Here is an 18300-nt window from a genome sequence, read left to right as displayed (position 1 = left end):
TGTTTGCTGTGTGGCGAAAAGTGACATACTGTCAGGAAAAATCCACGCAAGTTTTACAAAGTATATTTTAACATAGCGGTATGATTTTGTCAATAAATTTTCTTTAATATTGTGTTTCAAAAAAGTATACAAACACGCTAATTGTAGATTGACAAGATTTTTCTGCTATGGTAAAATGTTATTATGATAATTTATGTTAGGGGAGAAAGCGTAATGACTTTTATAGAGTGGCTTAAAGGCTGTAATGAAGAAGACCCTTTGACTAAAAAGGTTTACATATGTAATGATTATCTCAACGCTGAGAGAATGTTGGAGAACGCAAGCGGTGAAAATATTGTTATAAGGCTTGAAAGATACACAGTCGCAGATCATGCAAAGCATATTATCGAAACCAGTGCCGAGTATATGGACAGCAGGATAATAACACTGTCAAATGCTGAGGGCTGTGAGATAGTAAGACGTATTATTGATGAAAGCGGTATAAACTATTTTAAAAGCGATGACCATAATGCCTGCATGGAGATATTCAAGACGATATCAGAGCTTAGAATGAACTGTATACGCCCTGATTCATTGTCCTTGGACAGCAGACGTATCAACACGCTGAGTGCGATCTTTCAAGCGTATGAAAATAAGCTTTCAGACAGCAAACTATATGACAGTGCAAAGCTCATAAGCATTGCCAGCGGTCTTATAAAGGCTGGTAAGGCAGACGTGAACAGCGTTCATTTTGCATATGATAAAGAAATAGAAGCTGACAAGCTGACAGCGGAGTATATAGGGCTTTTGCCTGATCCTGCGGTTATAGATAACATGGTTGATATGAGCGATGAGCAGTATCAGAATGGTCTGAGAGAGTTAGCACAAAAGGGGGAGCTTTGGAGAATTTATGGCGTAACAAACGAGGTGGAGAGAACTGTTCTACATATCGTGAACAGTGGTTACGAGCTTTGCGATACCGCTGTGCTGTGTCCAGATGATGAGTATATGGACTTGCTCATGAATATGTGCGATCAATACAAAGTCCCCGTGGAATTTCCTGAGGGCATTTCATGCAGACACAGTGACGTTGTTGCATTTTTCAGGGCAATGCTCAAATGGTGCAAAAATGACTATAGATTTGACCTTTTCAAAGATGTGATGCTCTCTCCTGTTTTTCGTTATGAGGAGGAAACAGAGGAAGGCAAAACCAAAAGCAAGGGCAGGATATTCCTTGAAGCACAGAACTCAGGAAACGGCTGGGGCATTGAATGGTATAGCACAAGGGATAGTAAGATGTTCAAGGATTTTAATGAGGTCTTTAAAAAAGAGAATGTCAGTGCAAAAGAGTTTTACGGTGGCGTGCTGGGCTTGGTACAAAATTATGTGAAAGGTACAAACGCTGAGCAGAGAAGTTCCATATCAAGCGTAAAGGACGCTTTGATAGGAAGATACAGATTTTATGCAGACTATGACAAGAAACTTAGCTTGAAGGAAGCAATGACTGAGATCACCGACATTGCAGAGAACGCAAGGTATTCTTTGCCTGCATCAAAAGGCGCTGTTACCTGCTGTCTTATGGGGAGATATTCTGCGCTTTTCATGAAAAACATATATGTTCTTGGTCTGACAACAGGAAGATTTCCTGTCATGCAGGACGAGTCGCCTGTTCTGAACGATAAGGAGAGAGAACAGCTTTTCGGCAACCGTGACCATTGTTCTGACGCTATCGAGCGCAGAAAGCTCACTGACCTTGTGAGAACTGTTCTCATGACTGAGAGAGCAAACCTTGTTGTAAGCTGTAGTGTTTATGATACCGTAGAAATAAGAGCGCAAAGCCCGTCGGCAGTGTATACTGTTATTGCGGCTGAAAAGGGCATTGATGTAAACAAAATAGAAGTATATGATTATCTTTCCGACAGACGCAAGGTTAGCGTGCGTTCTGAGATATCATTAAACAGTGCTTTTCTTAACAAGGCAGAAAGAATCGGGCTTCATTATGACGGTGCAAAGCAAAGCGAAAGCCTTACGGAGTATCTTGATAAGCAGAGAAAAAGCCGTATAGATATATTGCGTGAAATGTGCAAAAATGAACATTTTATCATTTCTGCCACAAGCCTTTCGACTATGCTTCAGTGTCCGCTGAGGTTTTTCTATGAGCGTATCGCCCATGTTGAAAAGCCGCAGGAGGTGGATATAGACCGCAGTGCATGGCTCAAAGGCAATGTCAAGGGAATGTATATACATGAGATAATGGAGAATTATGCCAAGACTGTGCTTAAAGGCAAAAGTGCGGCTGAGGTGTCTGAAACTGTTGACAAGGCGATGCTTGATGAGATATTCGATAGCGTTTCTAAAAACTATCTCCGTAACTATCCCCCTGTGGATATGGCTGTGGCACATAGTGAGAGAGAGGAATATTACACCTGTGTCAAGGCTTATCTTGACGAACTGCACGGCGATATACACTCAGGCAAACGTGAGATCGTTGAGGTCGAGTATCCATTTGTCGGCGATGTGAAAATAGGAGAGTATGAAGTCACCATAAGGGGTAGGATAGACCGCCTTGACAAGATAATAGACGGGGCAAAGGTGTCATATCAGATAGTTGATTACAAGACGGAGGATATCAAAAAATTCAGGGAGAAGCTTCCAGAAGATCCGCAGGATCATATTTATGCCATTGCGCTTGAAAAAGGTCTTACGCCTGTGGGAGAAGTGAGCGAAAGTGATATCGTTTCCGCAGATTATGTTTTCATTCTTGAAAAAGAGAATTGTCATGTAGTTAACAATAAGGATAATTCTGGGATCGAAAACATGATAACAATAACATTTAAGAAAATAGTAGAAGAGGGATTTAAAAAGTGTATTGTGAATAAGAATGATAAAATTACTCCATGCACGTTTTGTCCTGCTTATGAAGAAGTTTGTTCATGGGGTGCAACAGAATGAGTGAAGAACAGATAAGAAGCTATATAATAGACAAAGACAGTTATGATAAGAATATCCTTGTTGAAGCAGGCGCAGGTGCAGGTAAGACAAGGCTTATAATACAGCGTGTTATAGGTCAGATAGGCGCAGGTATACCTGTTGAAAAGATAGTGCTTATAACTTTCACCAATGCTGCTGCAAACGAGCTTTATGAGAGGATACAGGCAGGGCTTACGGAGAATATTGCAAAATGCAGCGGTGAGGAAAAGAAGCTGTATGAGAACGCTGTTATGAATTTACAGCGCATGAAGATAAGCACTATACACAGCTTTTGTTTGAGTATGCTGTCAGAACAGCCTTTTGAAGCTGACCTGTATTTGGGATTAAAACTTGCCGAGGACGGTGAAACAAAGCAGGCACAGGCTGACTTTTTCGAGAGATATTACCGTACAAATGGTGCGAACATAGAAGATTTCGGCTTTCTGAACAGCAATCAATATAAGCTCAGAGACAGCCGTGTGAAAAACTTTCTTATGGAAACATTTCTTGAGTGTGCTGAATACAGAGATGTTGAGTTTGTTAGGGATAAAAGCTATGACAGTGTGACATTTGACACCATAAATATGCTTGCCTATAAAGAAATGTGTAACTATAGGGATAGTCTTGTGCGTGCTTTCTATAATGGTGCTTTGGGTGGAAAATACGAAGATATAGCAGGTTTTCTTGTTGGTGATGTGACAAAGTTTTTTCCTGATAATATGAATGTCTATGACTCGGAGTATAATTATGTGAAAGTTTGCGCTAATCTTAAAGCTTGCAAAAAGTTACTTGAGCCTTTTAATAAGACTAAAATTAAGAAAGATCATCCAAAGAGCAATGAGAACATGGCCATTTTCAGCCCAAGTGGGTTTGATAATGTAAAGAAAGAAAATGCACTATATGCCCTCAACAAGACGGCAACGTATATAGAGCAGGCTGTAAAGGCTTATCAGGAGAGTGAAGACGGGGAGAGCGTTTCAAATGACGGGCTTTTGTATCACACTCACGAGCTTCTCAAAAACAGCAGTGAGGCAAGAGCGTTTTTCAAAGACAAGTATTCCTGCATTTATATAGATGAGTTTCAGGACACTGACGTTATGCAGACTGAGCTTCTGCTGTATCTTTGTGCAGACGACAGCAAGCTTATAGCAGGTGGTGATATATGGCAATGCCCACTCCGTGATGGTGCGCTGTTTGCGGTGGGCGACCCTAAACAGTCTATCTACGGCTTCCGTGACGCTGATATCAGGCTTTATAACAAAATGAAAGCCAAATTCCAGAACAATAACGAAAAAAACTGCGAGTTTTTCTCACTTGATTACAACTTCCGCTCTGATGAGCAGCTTATAGCTTGGGTAAATGAAAAGTTCCAGCCTGAAATAAACGGCAAATACGGCATGACATACAGCGATATGATATCAAAGGCTGATAAGCCTGCGGCTGTTTCCGATGATGTTATCAGGGGGGCGTATTTTGTCAAAGATCCGGGTGCTGAAAGCGTGGCTAAGATAATATCAGACCTTGTGAAGGTCGGAAAGATATTCGACAAGGGTGTGGAAAGACCTATAAAATACAGTGATTTTCTTCTGCTTCTTTGGAACACAACTCAAATGGAGTTTTATTCAATGGTCTTGACAGATCGTGGCATACCATACACAATGTGGGGCAAACGTCCTCAGAAAAACAGTCTGGTGCTGAAAAGATTTATTGCTCTTGCAGAGTTCGTTTTTGAAAGCTACAGCCCTACCGCAAAGGAAAAGGCTTATTCTATCCTTTGGAGATGTAGGCCTGACAGCATCGATTTTGAAGACGCTGTAATTGACGTAGACGATTATGAACAAAACTGTGAAAGCAATGACGCCACGCTTGTTGCAGTAAAGGCGTCTGCCGATACTGTTAATGAGCCTATAGCGAAGCTTTATAAGATACTTGATTTTCCTGAGCTTCTTTTTGATAATACCAGCAACAGAGAATATGAGCTTTCAAATCTTATCTATCTTATTGAAAAGTGGGAAAAGCAGGATTTTGCAGGAAGCGATGAGCTTATGGACATGATGAAAAACGAGCTTTCTGTGCTGAAAGAAAAAGAGCTTATCCTTGACAGCAGTGAGCAGAACTGCGTAAGGCTCATGAATCTTCACAAGGCAAAGGGCCTTGAGGGAAATATCGTTATTATGGCGGAGGCTAAAAATCATAAATTCAGCGGAGGAAAGTACACCGACCTTGTGGCTAAAAGACAGGTCTATGTACCTTTGAAAACAAGCGATTATTCATATATGGACTATCTGACATTCTACCCTAATGAGAGGAAGCAGGCAGAGGATAAATATTTTGGCGAACAGCTCAGGCTTGAATATGTTGCGGCCACAAGAGCAAAGCAGGCTTTTATATTTGTGTATACTTTTGAACGGAAAAAACCTGTGATCGACAAACTTATAATGAGCAAAATAGGCAGAGAACTGCCGCAGATAAACAATGCCACAGCGCAAAGTGCTGTGCAGGCGGTGCAGATAAACGTCAAGGATATATTCGACGAGGTGAACAACAGCCGAAATGCCTTTGATGAAAACGTTAAAAAGCTCAGTGAGAAATATGTTAGCAAAATCACTCCTAGCCACCTTGAGGACGGCAAAAAAGTCACTGCACCAAGTGGAGTGGAGAAACTGTCTTACAAACGTCCAAAGGGCATAGATATCGGTCATATGGTACATCGTGCCTTTGAGCTTGCGGTGAATATGCGTGGAAAGCTGTTTCCGTATAACGAAACGCCACAGCAGAATGAGCTTATTCAGAAGATTGTCAGCAGAGCGTATCTCGACTTTGAGGACGAGTGTAGCTCGCAGGCTTCTGAGAGCTTTTATAAGGACTATATCAACTATCAGCTTCACAGCTTTTTGAAAGATAAGGATATCGAAAAATTGCTCAAAACTGCGCAGGCGGTGTATACAGAGCTTCCATTCTACAGTATGGACGGCAATGAATACAGCAACGGAGTTATGGATCTTGTGCTTAAAATGGAAGACAAAAGCTTTATCATAATCGACTATAAGACCAACATACAGGAAGAAGCCGACAGAAAGCTTTTTGAGGAGAGAATTTTAAAGACATATCGTTCACAGCTTGATTTTTATGAAAAGATACTCAGAAAAATGCTTTCGCTCAGTGAGGAAACTAAGGTGGAGTGCCATATTTACTTTATGAATGACGATAAATATATGAACAACTAGAGCAAAGTCGCTTAAAATATGAATGAGTTAATATTGTGAATAATATTGTAATTTGTATCGTTCGGTTGACAATGCGATTGAGGTGTGGTATAATAAATCAGCTAATAATGTCGAAAAAAGTAAAAAAAGCAACAATAAGTCTACACTAAGCGTAAGGAGAACGTGAATATGGACGTGTACAAATTATGGACTTGCGGTGATAACAGCGAAAGCCAACTGAGTTCTACCTCATCGGAAATAGAAAAGGAAATCGACGTTCTCAGGAAAACTTTTGATTTTGTCAGGCTTCTGAAAGCGGACGGTCCTCATGGAGTGAGCGGCTGCGTTGAAAATCCATGTCAGTGTTTTTCTTTTTGGAAAGTGGACGAGCCTTGTGAAAACTGTATATCCTTAAAAACTTTTATTGATAAAAAGCCGAGAACTAAGCTTGAATTTATGGGAACTGACATTTATCAGGTCTTTTCAAAGTATGTTCAGGTTGACGGAGAGCCGTATGTTATGGAGCTTATCAAAAAGCTTGATGAGGACTCTCTGCTGGGTGTTCAGGACAGAGAAAAGATAATGAATAAGCTGTCAAAATATCATAAGGCAATGTATACTGATGCATTGACAGGTGCGAGCAACAGGAGATATTTTGAAGATAAGCTTAAAAAGTCCCATGTGCCTGCGGGCGTTGCGATGATAGATCTTGACGACTTCAAGGTTTATAACGATACATGCGGTCATGACGCAGGAGATATGGTGCTTGTGACAGTGGTTGATGTTATAAGGCGCTGTATTAGAAAATCTGATGTGCTTGTGCGTTATGGTGGCGACGAGTTTTTGCTTGTCATGCCTGATATTCAGGAGGACGATTTTGCCCATAAGCTCAGGAAGATAAAACGAAATATCCATGCGGCAACTGTGCCAGGGTATTCAAATATACGTCTGTCAGCAAGCGTCGGTGGCGTTTTCTCTGATGGCAATAGCCTTGACGAAGCTGTCAGCAAGGCTGATAAGCTTATGTATCAGGCAAAGACAAAGAAAGATACAGTTGTCACAGATGGTCACGAAAGTGTTGCCGGTGAGCCTCAAAAGCAGGAGATACTCATTGTTGACGATTCAAATATAAACAGAGAGATACTCTCTGAAATGCTTGGCAATGAATATATCATACATGAGGCGGCAAGCGGCGAGGAGTGTATTGACCTGCTTAATCAGTATGGCACTGGAATTTCACTTGTGCTTTTAGATATAATCATGCCCGAAATGGACGGATTTGAAGTCCTTGACTATATGGCGGAACATCATTGGATAGATGATATCCCTGTTATAATGATATCAAGCGAGGATTCTGCGTCTTCTATAAGAAAAGCATATGAGTTTGGCGTTTCTGATTATATCAGCAGACCCTTTGATTCACGCGTTGTGTATCAGCGTGTGTTCAATACCATTAAGCTTTATGCAAAACAGCGCAGACTTATTTCCCTTGTAAGTGACCAGATGTACGAAAAAGATAAAAACAACCGTATGATGATAAGCATACTCAGTCAGATAGTAGAGTTCAGAAACGGCGAAAGTGGAAGCCATGTGGTGAACATAAAGCGCATAACGGAGCTGCTTTTAGATAGGCTTCCTATGCGCACAAACAAGTATACTGTCAGCGGCACTGAGCAGCTTCTCATACCAATGGCTGCGGCACTCCATGATATTGGCAAGATAGGCATTGACGATAAGATACTCAATAAGCCCGGCAGGCTAACCAAAGAGGAGTTTGAGATAATGAAAACTCACTCCGCTATCGGAGCGAATATGCTTGAAAGTCTTGAGCAGTTCCGTGACGAGCCACTCTTGAAGATAGCCCATGACATATGCAGGTGGCACCATGAGCGTTATGACGGCAGGGGCTATCCTGACGGACTAAAAGGCGACGAGATACCGATATCGGCTCAGATAGTTTCTGTCGCCGACGTTTATGACGCACTTGTCAGCGAGCGAGTTTACAAAAAGGCGTATTCTCATGAAAAGGCTATGGCATTGATACTTAACGGAGAGTGCGGCACATTCAACCCTGTGCTTGTCGAATGTCTTAAAGATATTCAGAACGAGCTTGCAAAGGGCGTAGAATAAGAGATGATATGATTTGTAAGGAGTGTCCTGATGACTACTAGAGAATTTTATGAAAGCATTGGCGCAAGTTATGACAGCGTTCTGGTACGTTTCGGCAGTGAGAAAATGATAACAAAGTTTGCAAAAAGATTTGCTGATGATACAACTTTTCAGGATATGTGCAGGGCTTTAGCGGAGAAAAACGCCAAGGAAGCTTTCCGTATGGCTCACACCCTCAAAGGCATTTGCAGCAATCTTGGCTTTGACGAGCTTTACAAGGCGAGCTATGACCTTACAGAGGATCTTAGGGACGGTGAGCTGTCAGGCTATGAGCAGGATTATGAAAAGGTCTGCGAAAAATATAAAATAGTTTATGACACTGTGACAAAAATAGATAACTGAGTTTTGACCGATAGTCTGTCAGACTGTCGGTTTTATGGTGAGGAGGGGCTTCCACCACATGAGCTTAGAATGATGTCTGCGTTCAATGCGAAGATAGCAAACTTCAATCGCAAAACTATCAAGGGCAGACAGCGTTTCAGAATGAAATATTTAATTCGCCCCAGAAAATAGCAAAACACCCGTATCATGTGCGATACGGGTGCTTTTTTATCAGAAGCCTTGTTCTTTAAGCTCTTTTACTATATCTACATAAAATTCTCTCACGTCAAAGTCCTTGATGTTCTCCCTGAAAAGGTCGATAACGTCGCCATGAGAAATGCCACGCTTACCCTTGTGTTCTATCATCTTGGCGTTTTCACCATAAAGTCCCGACTCAACTGTTACTAGCCCGTCATTGCCCTTGCCGTATGGCTTGTTGAGCAGATAGCCGATATTTAACGGAAAACCTGCGGAACGTATGCTGTTCATTTTGCTCATCACGGAGCGGTAGGAAACCAACTGGCTGTCAGGGGTGCTTGCGTTAAGTTCAGAGCAGTTTTTGTAAGTCAGGTCATAAACGCCATCTAAAAAGCTTGGGTCTTTGTCACCCAGAGCAGTGAAAAGCTTGTTGTATTTTCTATCAACAAAGCCCTGTATGCTCTCAGGTATCTTCTCAAGAAGCATATCAACGAATTTACAGCCATAGTGTGGCGTGTTTATGGTGGTAAGAGTTGCCACATATTTGTCCATGCCGAGGTGAGAGATAGCGTATCTTGAGTCAAGCCCACCTTTTGAGTGTGCGATTATGTTGACCTTTTCTGCGCCGGTTTCTGCAATGACTTCTTTTATCCTTTCAGCTACCTCAGTGGCACTGACGGATACTTTGTTGGCGGACTGTTGCTTGCCGTAATAGACCTCTGCGCCATTTCTAATAAGTTCATTAGGTACCCTGCCCCAATAGTTTATTACCTGCCAATCACGGAAGAATATGCCATGCACCATAAGTATAGGATACTTTGTCTTGCATATCTCGTTCTCTTTTCGTGCAGTGTCAAGGTCAAGCTTTGCCTGCTCGAAGTAGTATTCACTTCTCGCTGCCTTGTAGAATTTTCTGAACATGATGCAGTTCACAATAGGTATGTACCAGGTGAATAACATAATAACATACCACAGTATTTTCACCTGACGTGCTGAAGCCGCTATCCGCACAATGCCACTCAGACACAAAAGCGTTGTTATAGCATAAGCGCAAAGTGCATTTGCAAGAAGCCGCCAACCGTTCAGCTTTGTAAAGCAAAGCACTATCACTATTATAAGCTGTATAACGCTTTGCAAAACACCGCAGCCAAGTACAAACGCTCCGGAATCAAGCCGTCGGATTTTTCCATGAGAACCCTTGCGTCCATGTGATTTGAACATGAAAACCAAGGTGTATAGTGCCAAAAGTATGATGATAAGCGTTTTGAGCAGAGAATTTATGTCAATAAGTTTCCACAGCGCAGGTGCGTTTGCAAGCAGAAGCACCGGTATAGAAAGAAAAGTTCCCCTTATTTTTTTCATTTTTTTACCCCTTAAAGATTATTTTTCAGTTTTACGTGTCTAATATCGTTTCCCACAAACATAATAGGCATGAAACAGCCTGTGAGCCTCGAAACTATACGCTCATTATATTTTCCATTGTATTCGTCATTGGTGAGATTGGTAGAGATTATCGTTGGCCTGCCAAGGTTGATACGCTCGTTGATTATTTCATAGATCACGGAATCTGTAAAGCTCGTTTGAAATTCTGAGCCGAGGTCGTCAAGGATAACAAGGTCGGCATTCTCTATGATGTCAAGTGTCTGACCTGTGGCTCTGCCGAAATGCTCGTCCTCTATCTGTCTGAGAAGCTTCAGCAGAGAGGCGAAAATGACGCTGTAGCCCTTTTGTATAAGTTCATTTGCAATGCAGGCTGAAAGAAAAGTCTTGCCAAGACCTGTTTTGCCAATGAAAAACAGTGATGGAGAGTTTTCATGAAATTTGTCAGCATATGCACGGCAGTTTGAATACACCGTTCTCATTTTATCTCTCGGTGACATTCCGTTACCGTCGCTTTCAGGATAAAATTCTATTCTGAACTCAGAGAAATCGTGGAGCTGGATACTGCAATTCTCGTTAAGCTCCTCAGTGGTGTATTTTTTCAGCAAGTCGGTGAAGCACTGGCACTTCACTCCGTCACGATAGCCATAATCACAGCATTTAGGACAGTAATAGTGATAATCAAGGTAGTCTTCAGGATAACCTCCCATTTTAAGCAGCCCTTTAATGGCACGTTTAGTATTGGCATTGTTTTGACGCATTTTTTGTATATATTCTCTTCCATGAGCATTTTTGCCTACTATGCCCTTCATGAGTTCACAGTTATTTGCTTTTAGTGATCTTGTAAGAACCTCTATTTCAGGAAGTCGCTGTGCTATCTCCTGAGCGTGGACCTCATGCTCGTTCATGACAGCTTCACGCCGTCTTTTAAGTTCATTTTCAGCCTTGTCATAGGCAGTTATTGAATATTTCATTTTTTACTCCTTATCATAGTTTTCCTGACTTTTCTAGATCAAAATTCATTGCGAATTTTTCAAAATCATCAAGATTATAGGAAGTTTGCTTATTAGTATTCTTATTTTTCTTGGAGGTGTGGTACTTTTCGTCCTCATGTGTGACCTGTTCCGGGGTAGTGATGCTCTTGCCGGCCCAGTTTGATAGTATAGTGTCTATATATTTGTAATTCAGTTTGTTGGTATTGTCAACGCACTTGTTATAGGCTATCTCCAGCATTTCAACAGTGAAGCCCATTGTTCGCCACTTTTCTATAAACTCAAGCTGCTGCTTTGACGGCTTTGCGGTCTGTCCGAAAATTTTCAGTACCTTGAATTCATACTTTTTTATGTTGGAAAGCCTAATTATTTCTTGTTCAATTTGTTGATAAGTACAGATGTCTTGTTCAAACCACCCACGCATTACTGTCACAAGGTAAGACACGTTGTGCTTTTCAAGTGACACACAGTATTCTGCGGCTAAGAGAATAGATGCAGCATCAAATCGGTAATATTCATAAAGAGCAAGAAGTTCCCCTTGCTCGGTTCCATTGATAGTGCGTTGTAAAACGGTTTGTATCTCGTCAAAGAGATGTGCAAGGTTAGGGTCCTTCTGCTGTTTTTCCAATATCTCAGAATTTTTGTATCTTATGCACAGCTTGTTTGAAACGCTCTGACGTTTCGAGGCAACTGCCTCAACTTTTGAAACAGGCTCGGCTTTTGTTTCAGGCTCTGAAACAGGTGTAGAAACGGCTTTGACCTGTGCAGGATTTGTCGTATCTCTGTGTTCTGTGGTGATAACTCCTAGCGATACCCAATGTGTCACAGCGTCAATGACAGTGTTCTCAGGAAGTCCTGACTTTTCCGCAAGCTTTGCACTGTCACATTCACGTTCCGTTGAACAGAGTATGCAGAGAAGTACCTTTACAAAGTCGCCATCACTTAATTTTATGTATTTATCGACCACTTTAGACGGCACTGAAAAACTGCTTCCCCAGCGGTCGCAATCAAAAGTATATTTCATTATGTATCCTCGCAAATATGATTAAAACTATCCAAAATAATTATATCACATAATCTGGACTTTTGCAACAAAATTTGTGAATTTGACTTTTGGTAAATAAAATGCTATAATAGGCTAATACCAAAGAAACGGAGAGATAAAAATGATAAGAAAATTTGTGCCTGAGGACAGGGAAGATTATATCAGATTTTCCACTGAGTTCTATAATTCTTCTGCGGTGGACAAGCCTGTTCCAAGAGAGCATTTTGAGCAGGGCTTCGATGAAATGATGAGGTCTGACGTGTATGTGCAGGGTTATATGCTCGTTTGTGACGGCAATAATGTTGGCTACTGTGTTACAATGAAAACATATTCAGTTGAAGCAGGCGGTATTACTATATGGATAGACGAGCTTTTTGTGCTGGAGGAATACCGCTCAAAAGGTCTAGGCAGGGAGCTTTTTAAGTATATCGAGGAAAATGGCGACAAAAAGCTCCGCCGTATCCGACTTGAAGTCGAGCTTGAAAACGGCAGAGCCATATCGCTTTATAAGAAAATGGGCTTTGAGCCTGCGCCTTACGACGGAATGTGGAAAACTATTTTATAGTCCTTTCGTGAATTTCCCTTGAAATGCTGTCACAAACCTTATTAAGTGCGGCGTGGTCCATTGCGGCTATATAATACTTTTCTATCTCGTCATGGACTTTCTTGGCTTTCTTGATGCCTGAATACACTTCCTCTGCAAGGTCGGAGGCGGTGACTTTATCTAATCTCAGTCTTGTTTTCAGGGCTGAGATCTTTTTCTTGTCATAAAATCTGCCCATGTTGATAGCTTTTTCAAAGTCGTCAAGCTTGCTTATAGGGGAATTTATCACAAATGCGATGCCAGCCTCCGGGATAAGCAAATGCTCGTAAAGGGTGTTTCCAAAGAGAATAGCAGGGCAGAGTATAACATCGTAACCTCGCTTTACAGCCTGCTGTGCCATGAGGGTGACGAACTTGTGGGAAGCGGCATAATAATCATCGTTCATGGCGAAAACGTCAAGGTAGCTGTCAAGAGTGGCAAGCTGCGTCATACAGCCGTATTCCGTCAAAGCGGTCAACTGTCTAAGATCAGTTTTGCCGCTGCCAGAGCCTTTTTTGTTTAGAAGACGTTTTGCTGATCGTTCTGTGAAGCTTTTCAGCTTTTCCTCCAGCAGACAGCCTTCACCGCAATTGTAGGTATCGAAGCAAACGTTAGACAGGGCAGTGGTAAACCTTTTGCTTCTTGCCAAAAGCGACTTGTTTTTGTCTGTGACCTCGATTATTTCAGATTTGAAAGCCTTCAGCTTTTCTTCGTCCCAATACTCTCCTAAGTTGATTATTTTCTGACAAACTCCTGGATATGAACATTCCATAACGTGGGGCGCAGTGCCGTCGCAGATTATGGCCTTTGATGTATGCAGAACGATTGCATCAAGGGAAGCAGGGTCAGAGGAGCAATAAAATCTAGTGACGTCCTCTGTCGGTTCAAACTCAGCGGCTATCTTTTTCATAAGTGAAGATTTTCCCGTGCCTGCACCTCCTTTGAGTATGAATGTGAAATACTCCTTATCAGCCATTATCTTGCCAAATTCCGTGGAAAAACCATTCTGCGTCATTGCACCCAAAAAATACTTTTCTGACATAAATTACCCTCCATATCTCAAACGCATTAGATCTGTGTGACTGCGTTTGCATTTTCATTTTTATAATATGTCAGAAAAAGCATGATTGTTCAAAAAAATTAGGTGGACAAAAAAGCTTGATAAAAGTAAAAAAAATTCATTGCATGACGTTGTAAATTTACATTGTGATAACTACTTTATCTTTCCTGCCTGCAACAGGATACAAAACGCCGTCCGCTTTATGCAGTGCCTTTTTTACTATTGCAGAACTTTTCATTATGTTCCGCCTTTCTTATCTATCTTACTTCTGCGATATCATACAGCTAGTTATGACTAACTCGTAAACTTTTATGATAGCACAACAAGGTGGAAATGTCAATAGAATTGGGGCGATGGAAGGCGGTAAGGACAGAAAAATACCGATACAGAGGGGGCTGTATCGGTGGAATATATGGGTAAAGCTTAGTCTGGAAATTCAAGAGATCTTGTACATATCATTTTTGTAGAACATTATTGAATCGTTTTTTTCAGAGCGCCTTAGAACGGTAAGGACATTATAAACATCTGGAAATGGCGAAACCATACCCATACACGCCATACCAAAATTCAATCCATTAAATACTCTAAATTCGGCAGGACTAATTAAAAATAATATAAAAGGAACCACCCCAAGAACAAAAGGCAGCAGACACATCAATATAAACCTATCTCGTTTTAATGGATATGATGCTAATGCCACAAATGTTGTCTTTCCTTTAATTCTTCCTATTGTTACATCTGCGTCCTTAGGATAAACGATTCCGTGTAACCACTCGTGAATTATCAACAATAAAAAGCCTAAAGCAAATCCCACCAGAATAAATATTGGAGAGATCACGACCACCTTGCACACAATGGTTTTACCAAGCATAGCGGCAAAAAGTAAAACACATAGAATTACAGCTATCGGCAACGCTTTTTTCATCAGTTCATCGACGCTCTTAGGCGTTTCTATCTTTATTGCATTATCGGGTAAGTTTCCTGTTTGATATTTATTTATATCTTTTATTGACCACACAATTTTTATCATATTACATACCTTTGTTTATCTAATCTCGATTTATCGTCTAACTATATCGTATTATTCATTATACCACACCATATGCACCAAAGTCAAGCAAACTATTCGATCCGATATAGTTTGAAACTATATCTATCACACAGAAATAAATATTTTACTATCGCCCTTTTTCGTGCTATACTAAATACCAGCAAACCAATAGGAAATAAACTATAATAAAATGAAAGAGGTAATAAAAATGAGCAATAATATCAAAGTACCATGCCGCTATGATTTTGTGGGCAGCTTTCTCAGACCTGACTATCTGAAAAAGGCAAGAGCAGATTTTGAAAACGGCACTATCACAGCCGAGCAGCTTAAAGAGGTAGAGGATAAGGCTATCCTTGATCTCGTTGCAAAGCAGAAAAAGGCTGGTTATCATATCATCACTGACGGAGAGTTTCGCAGAGCCACATGGCATCTTGACTTTATGTGGGGCTTCAACGGAGTTGGTCACAGCAAGACACAGACAGGTCTGCCATTCCATGGCGAAGCCGCAATGATAGACGATACATATCTCACAGGCAAGGTATCAGTTGGCGACCACCCATTTGTTGAGCATTTTAAATTTGTTAAGGCTCTCGAGGACGAGAACACAGTCGCAAAGCAGACTATCCCTGCACCTGCACAGTTTCTTGAGCAGATGATAATGCCTTTCGCACTGGAGAACACAAAGAAGTATTATAACGATACAGAAGAGCTTGTTCAGGATATCGCAAAGGGCTACAGAAAAGTCATCGCTGACCTTTATGCAGCAGGCTGCCGCAACATTCAGTTCGACGATTGCTCATGGGGCATGATAGTTGACCCTAATGCAAAGGCTATTTTTGGAGTTGACGACGCAGGACTTGAGGATATAAAAAGACTTCTGTTGAGAATAAACAACCTTGCTATCGATGGCAAGCCTGAGGATCTTGTTATCACAACACACGTTTGCCGTGGTAACTTCCACTCAACATATGCAAGCAGCGGTGCTTATGACAGCGTTGCGGAAACACTTTTCGCAGGTGAGAACGTAAGCGCATATTATCTTGAATTTGACGACGAGCGTTCAGGTGGCTTTGAACCTTTGAAAGCAGTAAGCGGTGACAAGAAGGTAGTCCTCGGACTTATCACATCAAAGAAGCCTGAGCTTGAGGACAAGCAGGCTGTTATCGACCGTATCCACGAGGCTGCAAAATACATCTCACTTGACAGACTTTGCCTTAGTCCACAGTGCGGTTTTGCGTCCTGCGAGATAGGCAACAAGCTCACAGAGGAGGAACAGTGGGCAAAGCTTGCTCTTGTTAAGGAGATCGCCGAAGAAGTTTGGGGATAACAAACAGATTTAACATATATCCCGAGGGATACTCAATATTCTTGATAAAAAATGACTCGCGTCAAAACATATACAACTTCTTAACAGATCATACGAGTGCAGAGAAAAGGACAAATAAAAAAGTAGGGAGCGTTGCCAAATCGGTAGCGCTCCCTATAATATTACTTGCGGCTCTTAGGTTTCTGTTTTAAAATCTCTTGGATCTCTGCAAGATGTTTGGCCGTAAAGGTAATTAATTCTGTATAATGAAACTTGACACATACAAATAAAATGTGTCAAGTGATATTGACAAAACCATGGTGAGGGAAGTGATGTGATTTTTTTCAAATATGTTGATCCGATTTTCTTTTTCTATTTTCCATTGTCAATTCTGAAAAAATGTGCTATAATCATACTGATAATCAGCTGCATTGGCGGAGAATGGAGGAAAATATCTTGTGTTTTACAGTAATATTGGCGGATGATGAGCCACAGATTTTAGAAGGAATTCGGGATTCTGTGGAGTGGGAAACACTGGGGTTTCGTGTCATTGCAACAGCACTGAACGGAAATGAGCTTCTGGAACAGACGGAAACGCTTCGTCCTGATTTGGTAATCAGCGACATTAAAATGCCGTTTCTGGACGGATTGGAAGTGGCGAGAATCCTGCATGAGAACATGATGCATATCAAAATTGTCCTTTTTTCCGGCTGGGACGATTTTGAATATGCACAGCTTGCCATTCGGTATGGGGTATCGGAATATGTGCTGAAACCCATCGACTTTCAGGAGATGCAAAACCTGCTGAAAAAAATCCACAGAGAATTAGAAACGGAGTTGGAACAGCGTCAAAATCAGGAGCGTTTTGCGGAAATTTATCAAAAGAGTCTGCCATTGTTGCAGGAGCAGTTTCTAATACAGCTAGTCAGAGGCTCACTTACCCCAGAACAGATGCAGCGGCAGCAAAAAAATCTGTCGGTTTCGCTGGATGCCAATCATTTTTGTGTGGTCATTATGAAGATCACGGAGGAAAGCGATGATTATCTGTCGCAGTTTTCCGTGGCAGAATCCGTCAATGAGATGCTGCAGCAGGTCTGTCCCTTTCGGACATTTCGTTATCTGGACAAGATCATTTATCTGTTGCTGCTCTCTGCACCGTCGGAAATGATACGGATTCAGAAAGCACTGAACGAAGCCTCTCATATTTCCAAGCACTATAACCAAGTGGCATTTTCCTGCGGCATCGGCAGCATCTGTGAAAAGCTGGAAGAGTTGCCAGCTTCGTTTTCACAGGCAATGGAGGCGTTGGAATACAGCGTGGTGTCCGCAGAAGAGTCTGTGACCTCTTATCAGGATGTGGAATTGTACGAAAACCACGTGTACACCTCTATATCCACAGAGGAACTGGAAATGGCGATCAAGCTGGAAGATCAGGAAAAAGTGCAGAAAGAAGTGGAAAAGCTGGTGACACAACTGGAAGAGAGCCACTATAATTTCAATGCTTACCAGTCAGCGATTCTGGAGATCATCTTTTCCATCTCCGGCATTTTTCGCCAGTATCACATGATGGACGACGAAATATTCGCCGATGCCAAGCGTATGACCATGAAGGTCCTGTCCCTGGAAACGGGAGAGCAGCTGAACGCATGGCTGCTGAATTACTGCGACTATATCATTTATGCGATTCACCAGAGGAAGGTGGATCGGAACAGCATCCTTGCACAAAAGGCCATGGAATATGTCCAGCAGCATTACGGCAATGCGGAGTTGTCCGTGGACGAGGTGTGTGCCTATCTGCATGTCAGTACGTCTCACTTTTCCAACATCTTTCGCAAGGAAACTGGCATGAGCTTTCTGGCGTTCCTGACGAAGAAGCGAGTGGACGAGGCAGTTCGCCTGCTGAAGACAACGGACGAAAAAAGCAGAGTGATCGGAGAAATGGTCGGCTATCCGGAACCCAATTATTTCAGCTATGTCTTTAAGAAAAACATGGGCATGTCGCCGGCAAAATTCCGAAAAGAACTGGCAACGGGGAACTAG

13 protein-coding genes are annotated in these 18300 nt (G+C 41.7%); 8 read left to right on the top strand and 5 right to left on the bottom strand.

Annotated features, from left to right (window positions below; genetic code table 11):
* Nucleotides 1-213: 213 nt before the first annotated feature.
* The 5 genes from DWW81_RS09115 (at nucleotide 214) to DWW81_RS13265 (ending at nucleotide 8837) form a co-directional block, all read left to right on the top strand.
* Nucleotides 214-2931, top strand: coding sequence for a PD-(D/E)XK nuclease family protein (locus DWW81_RS09115; RefSeq protein WP_181982715.1), 2718 nt, complete (start codon nucleotides 214-216; stop codon nucleotides 2929-2931).
* Nucleotides 2928-6176 carry a UvrD-helicase domain-containing protein gene (locus tag DWW81_RS09110; protein ID WP_181982714.1) on the top strand — a complete coding sequence of 1083 codons (3249 nt, stop codon included), beginning with the start codon at nucleotides 2928-2930 and terminating at the stop codon, nucleotides 6174-6176. The genes DWW81_RS09115 and DWW81_RS09110 overlap by 4 nt, the downstream gene beginning before the upstream one ends.
* A gap of 168 nt (nucleotides 6177-6344) precedes the next feature.
* Nucleotides 6345-8285, top strand: coding sequence for a diguanylate cyclase (locus tag DWW81_RS09105; RefSeq protein WP_117897504.1), 1941 nt, complete (start codon nucleotides 6345-6347; stop codon nucleotides 8283-8285).
* A gap of 30 nt (nucleotides 8286-8315) precedes the next feature.
* On the top strand, nucleotides 8316-8666 hold the full coding sequence (locus DWW81_RS09100; RefSeq protein WP_117897503.1) for an Hpt domain-containing protein: 351 nt from the start codon (nucleotides 8316-8318) through the stop codon (nucleotides 8664-8666).
* Between the two features lie 3 nt (nucleotides 8667-8669).
* Nucleotides 8670-8837 carry a hypothetical protein gene (locus DWW81_RS13265; protein ID WP_181982713.1) on the top strand — a complete coding sequence of 56 codons (168 nt, stop codon included), beginning with the start codon at nucleotides 8670-8672 and terminating at the stop codon, nucleotides 8835-8837.
* Nucleotides 8838-8876: 39 nt separating this feature from the next.
* Here DWW81_RS13265 and DWW81_RS09095 read toward each other — a convergent pair whose 3' ends face one another.
* The 3 genes from DWW81_RS09095 to DWW81_RS09085 are packed head-to-tail and all read right to left on the bottom strand — an operon-like array spanning nucleotide 8877 to nucleotide 12239.
* Nucleotides 8877-10205, bottom strand: a complete 1329-nt coding sequence (locus DWW81_RS09095) for a triacylglycerol lipase (RefSeq protein WP_117897502.1) — start codon at nucleotides 10203-10205, stop codon at nucleotides 8877-8879.
* Between the two features lie 11 nt (nucleotides 10206-10216).
* Complete coding sequence (locus DWW81_RS09090; protein ID WP_117897501.1) at nucleotides 10217-11197, bottom strand: ATP-binding protein; 981 nt, start codon at nucleotides 11195-11197, stop codon at nucleotides 10217-10219.
* Nucleotides 11198-11210: 13 nt separating this feature from the next.
* Complete coding sequence (locus tag DWW81_RS09085) at nucleotides 11211-12239, bottom strand: DnaD domain protein (RefSeq protein WP_117897500.1); 1029 nt, start codon at nucleotides 12237-12239, stop codon at nucleotides 11211-11213.
* Between the two features lie 142 nt (nucleotides 12240-12381).
* Between DWW81_RS09085 and DWW81_RS09080 the strand changes: the two genes are divergently transcribed.
* Complete coding sequence (locus DWW81_RS09080; RefSeq protein ID WP_022287322.1) at nucleotides 12382-12825, top strand: GNAT family N-acetyltransferase; 444 nt, start codon at nucleotides 12382-12384, stop codon at nucleotides 12823-12825.
* Here the strand turns inward: DWW81_RS09080 and DWW81_RS09075 are convergent.
* Both DWW81_RS09075 and DWW81_RS09070 read right to left on the bottom strand, forming a co-directional pair.
* Complete coding sequence (locus DWW81_RS09075; RefSeq protein ID WP_046440997.1) at nucleotides 12815-13885, bottom strand: ATPase; 1071 nt, start codon at nucleotides 13883-13885, stop codon at nucleotides 12815-12817. The genes DWW81_RS09080 and DWW81_RS09075 overlap by 11 nt on opposite strands.
* Nucleotides 13886-14339: 454 nt before the next feature.
* On the bottom strand, nucleotides 14340-14933 hold the full coding sequence (locus DWW81_RS09070; RefSeq protein ID WP_117897498.1) for a DUF3267 domain-containing protein: 594 nt from the start codon (nucleotides 14931-14933) through the stop codon (nucleotides 14340-14342).
* 229 nt (nucleotides 14934-15162) lie between these two features.
* On the opposite strand from DWW81_RS09070, the gene DWW81_RS09065 reads away from it, so the two are divergent.
* Both DWW81_RS09065 and DWW81_RS09055 read left to right on the top strand, forming a co-directional pair.
* Nucleotides 15163-16281 (top strand): 5-methyltetrahydropteroyltriglutamate--homocysteine S-methyltransferase, encoded by a 1119-nt coding sequence (locus DWW81_RS09065; RefSeq protein ID WP_117897497.1) that lies wholly within the window; start codon nucleotides 15163-15165, stop codon nucleotides 16279-16281.
* A 420-nt stretch (nucleotides 16282-16701) separates the two neighbouring features.
* On the top strand, nucleotides 16702-18300 hold the full coding sequence (locus tag DWW81_RS09055) for a response regulator (RefSeq protein ID WP_181982952.1): 1599 nt from the start codon (nucleotides 16702-16704) through the stop codon (nucleotides 18298-18300).

Source organism: Ruminococcus sp. AF17-1AC, from assembly GCF_003461385.1.
In the GTDB taxonomy this organism is placed as follows: Bacteria; Bacillota; Clostridia; order Oscillospirales; family Ruminococcaceae; genus Hominimerdicola; species Hominimerdicola aceti.
The sequence above is the reverse complement of the archived record's forward strand: the minus strand, read 5'-3'. Positions and strand labels throughout refer to the sequence as shown.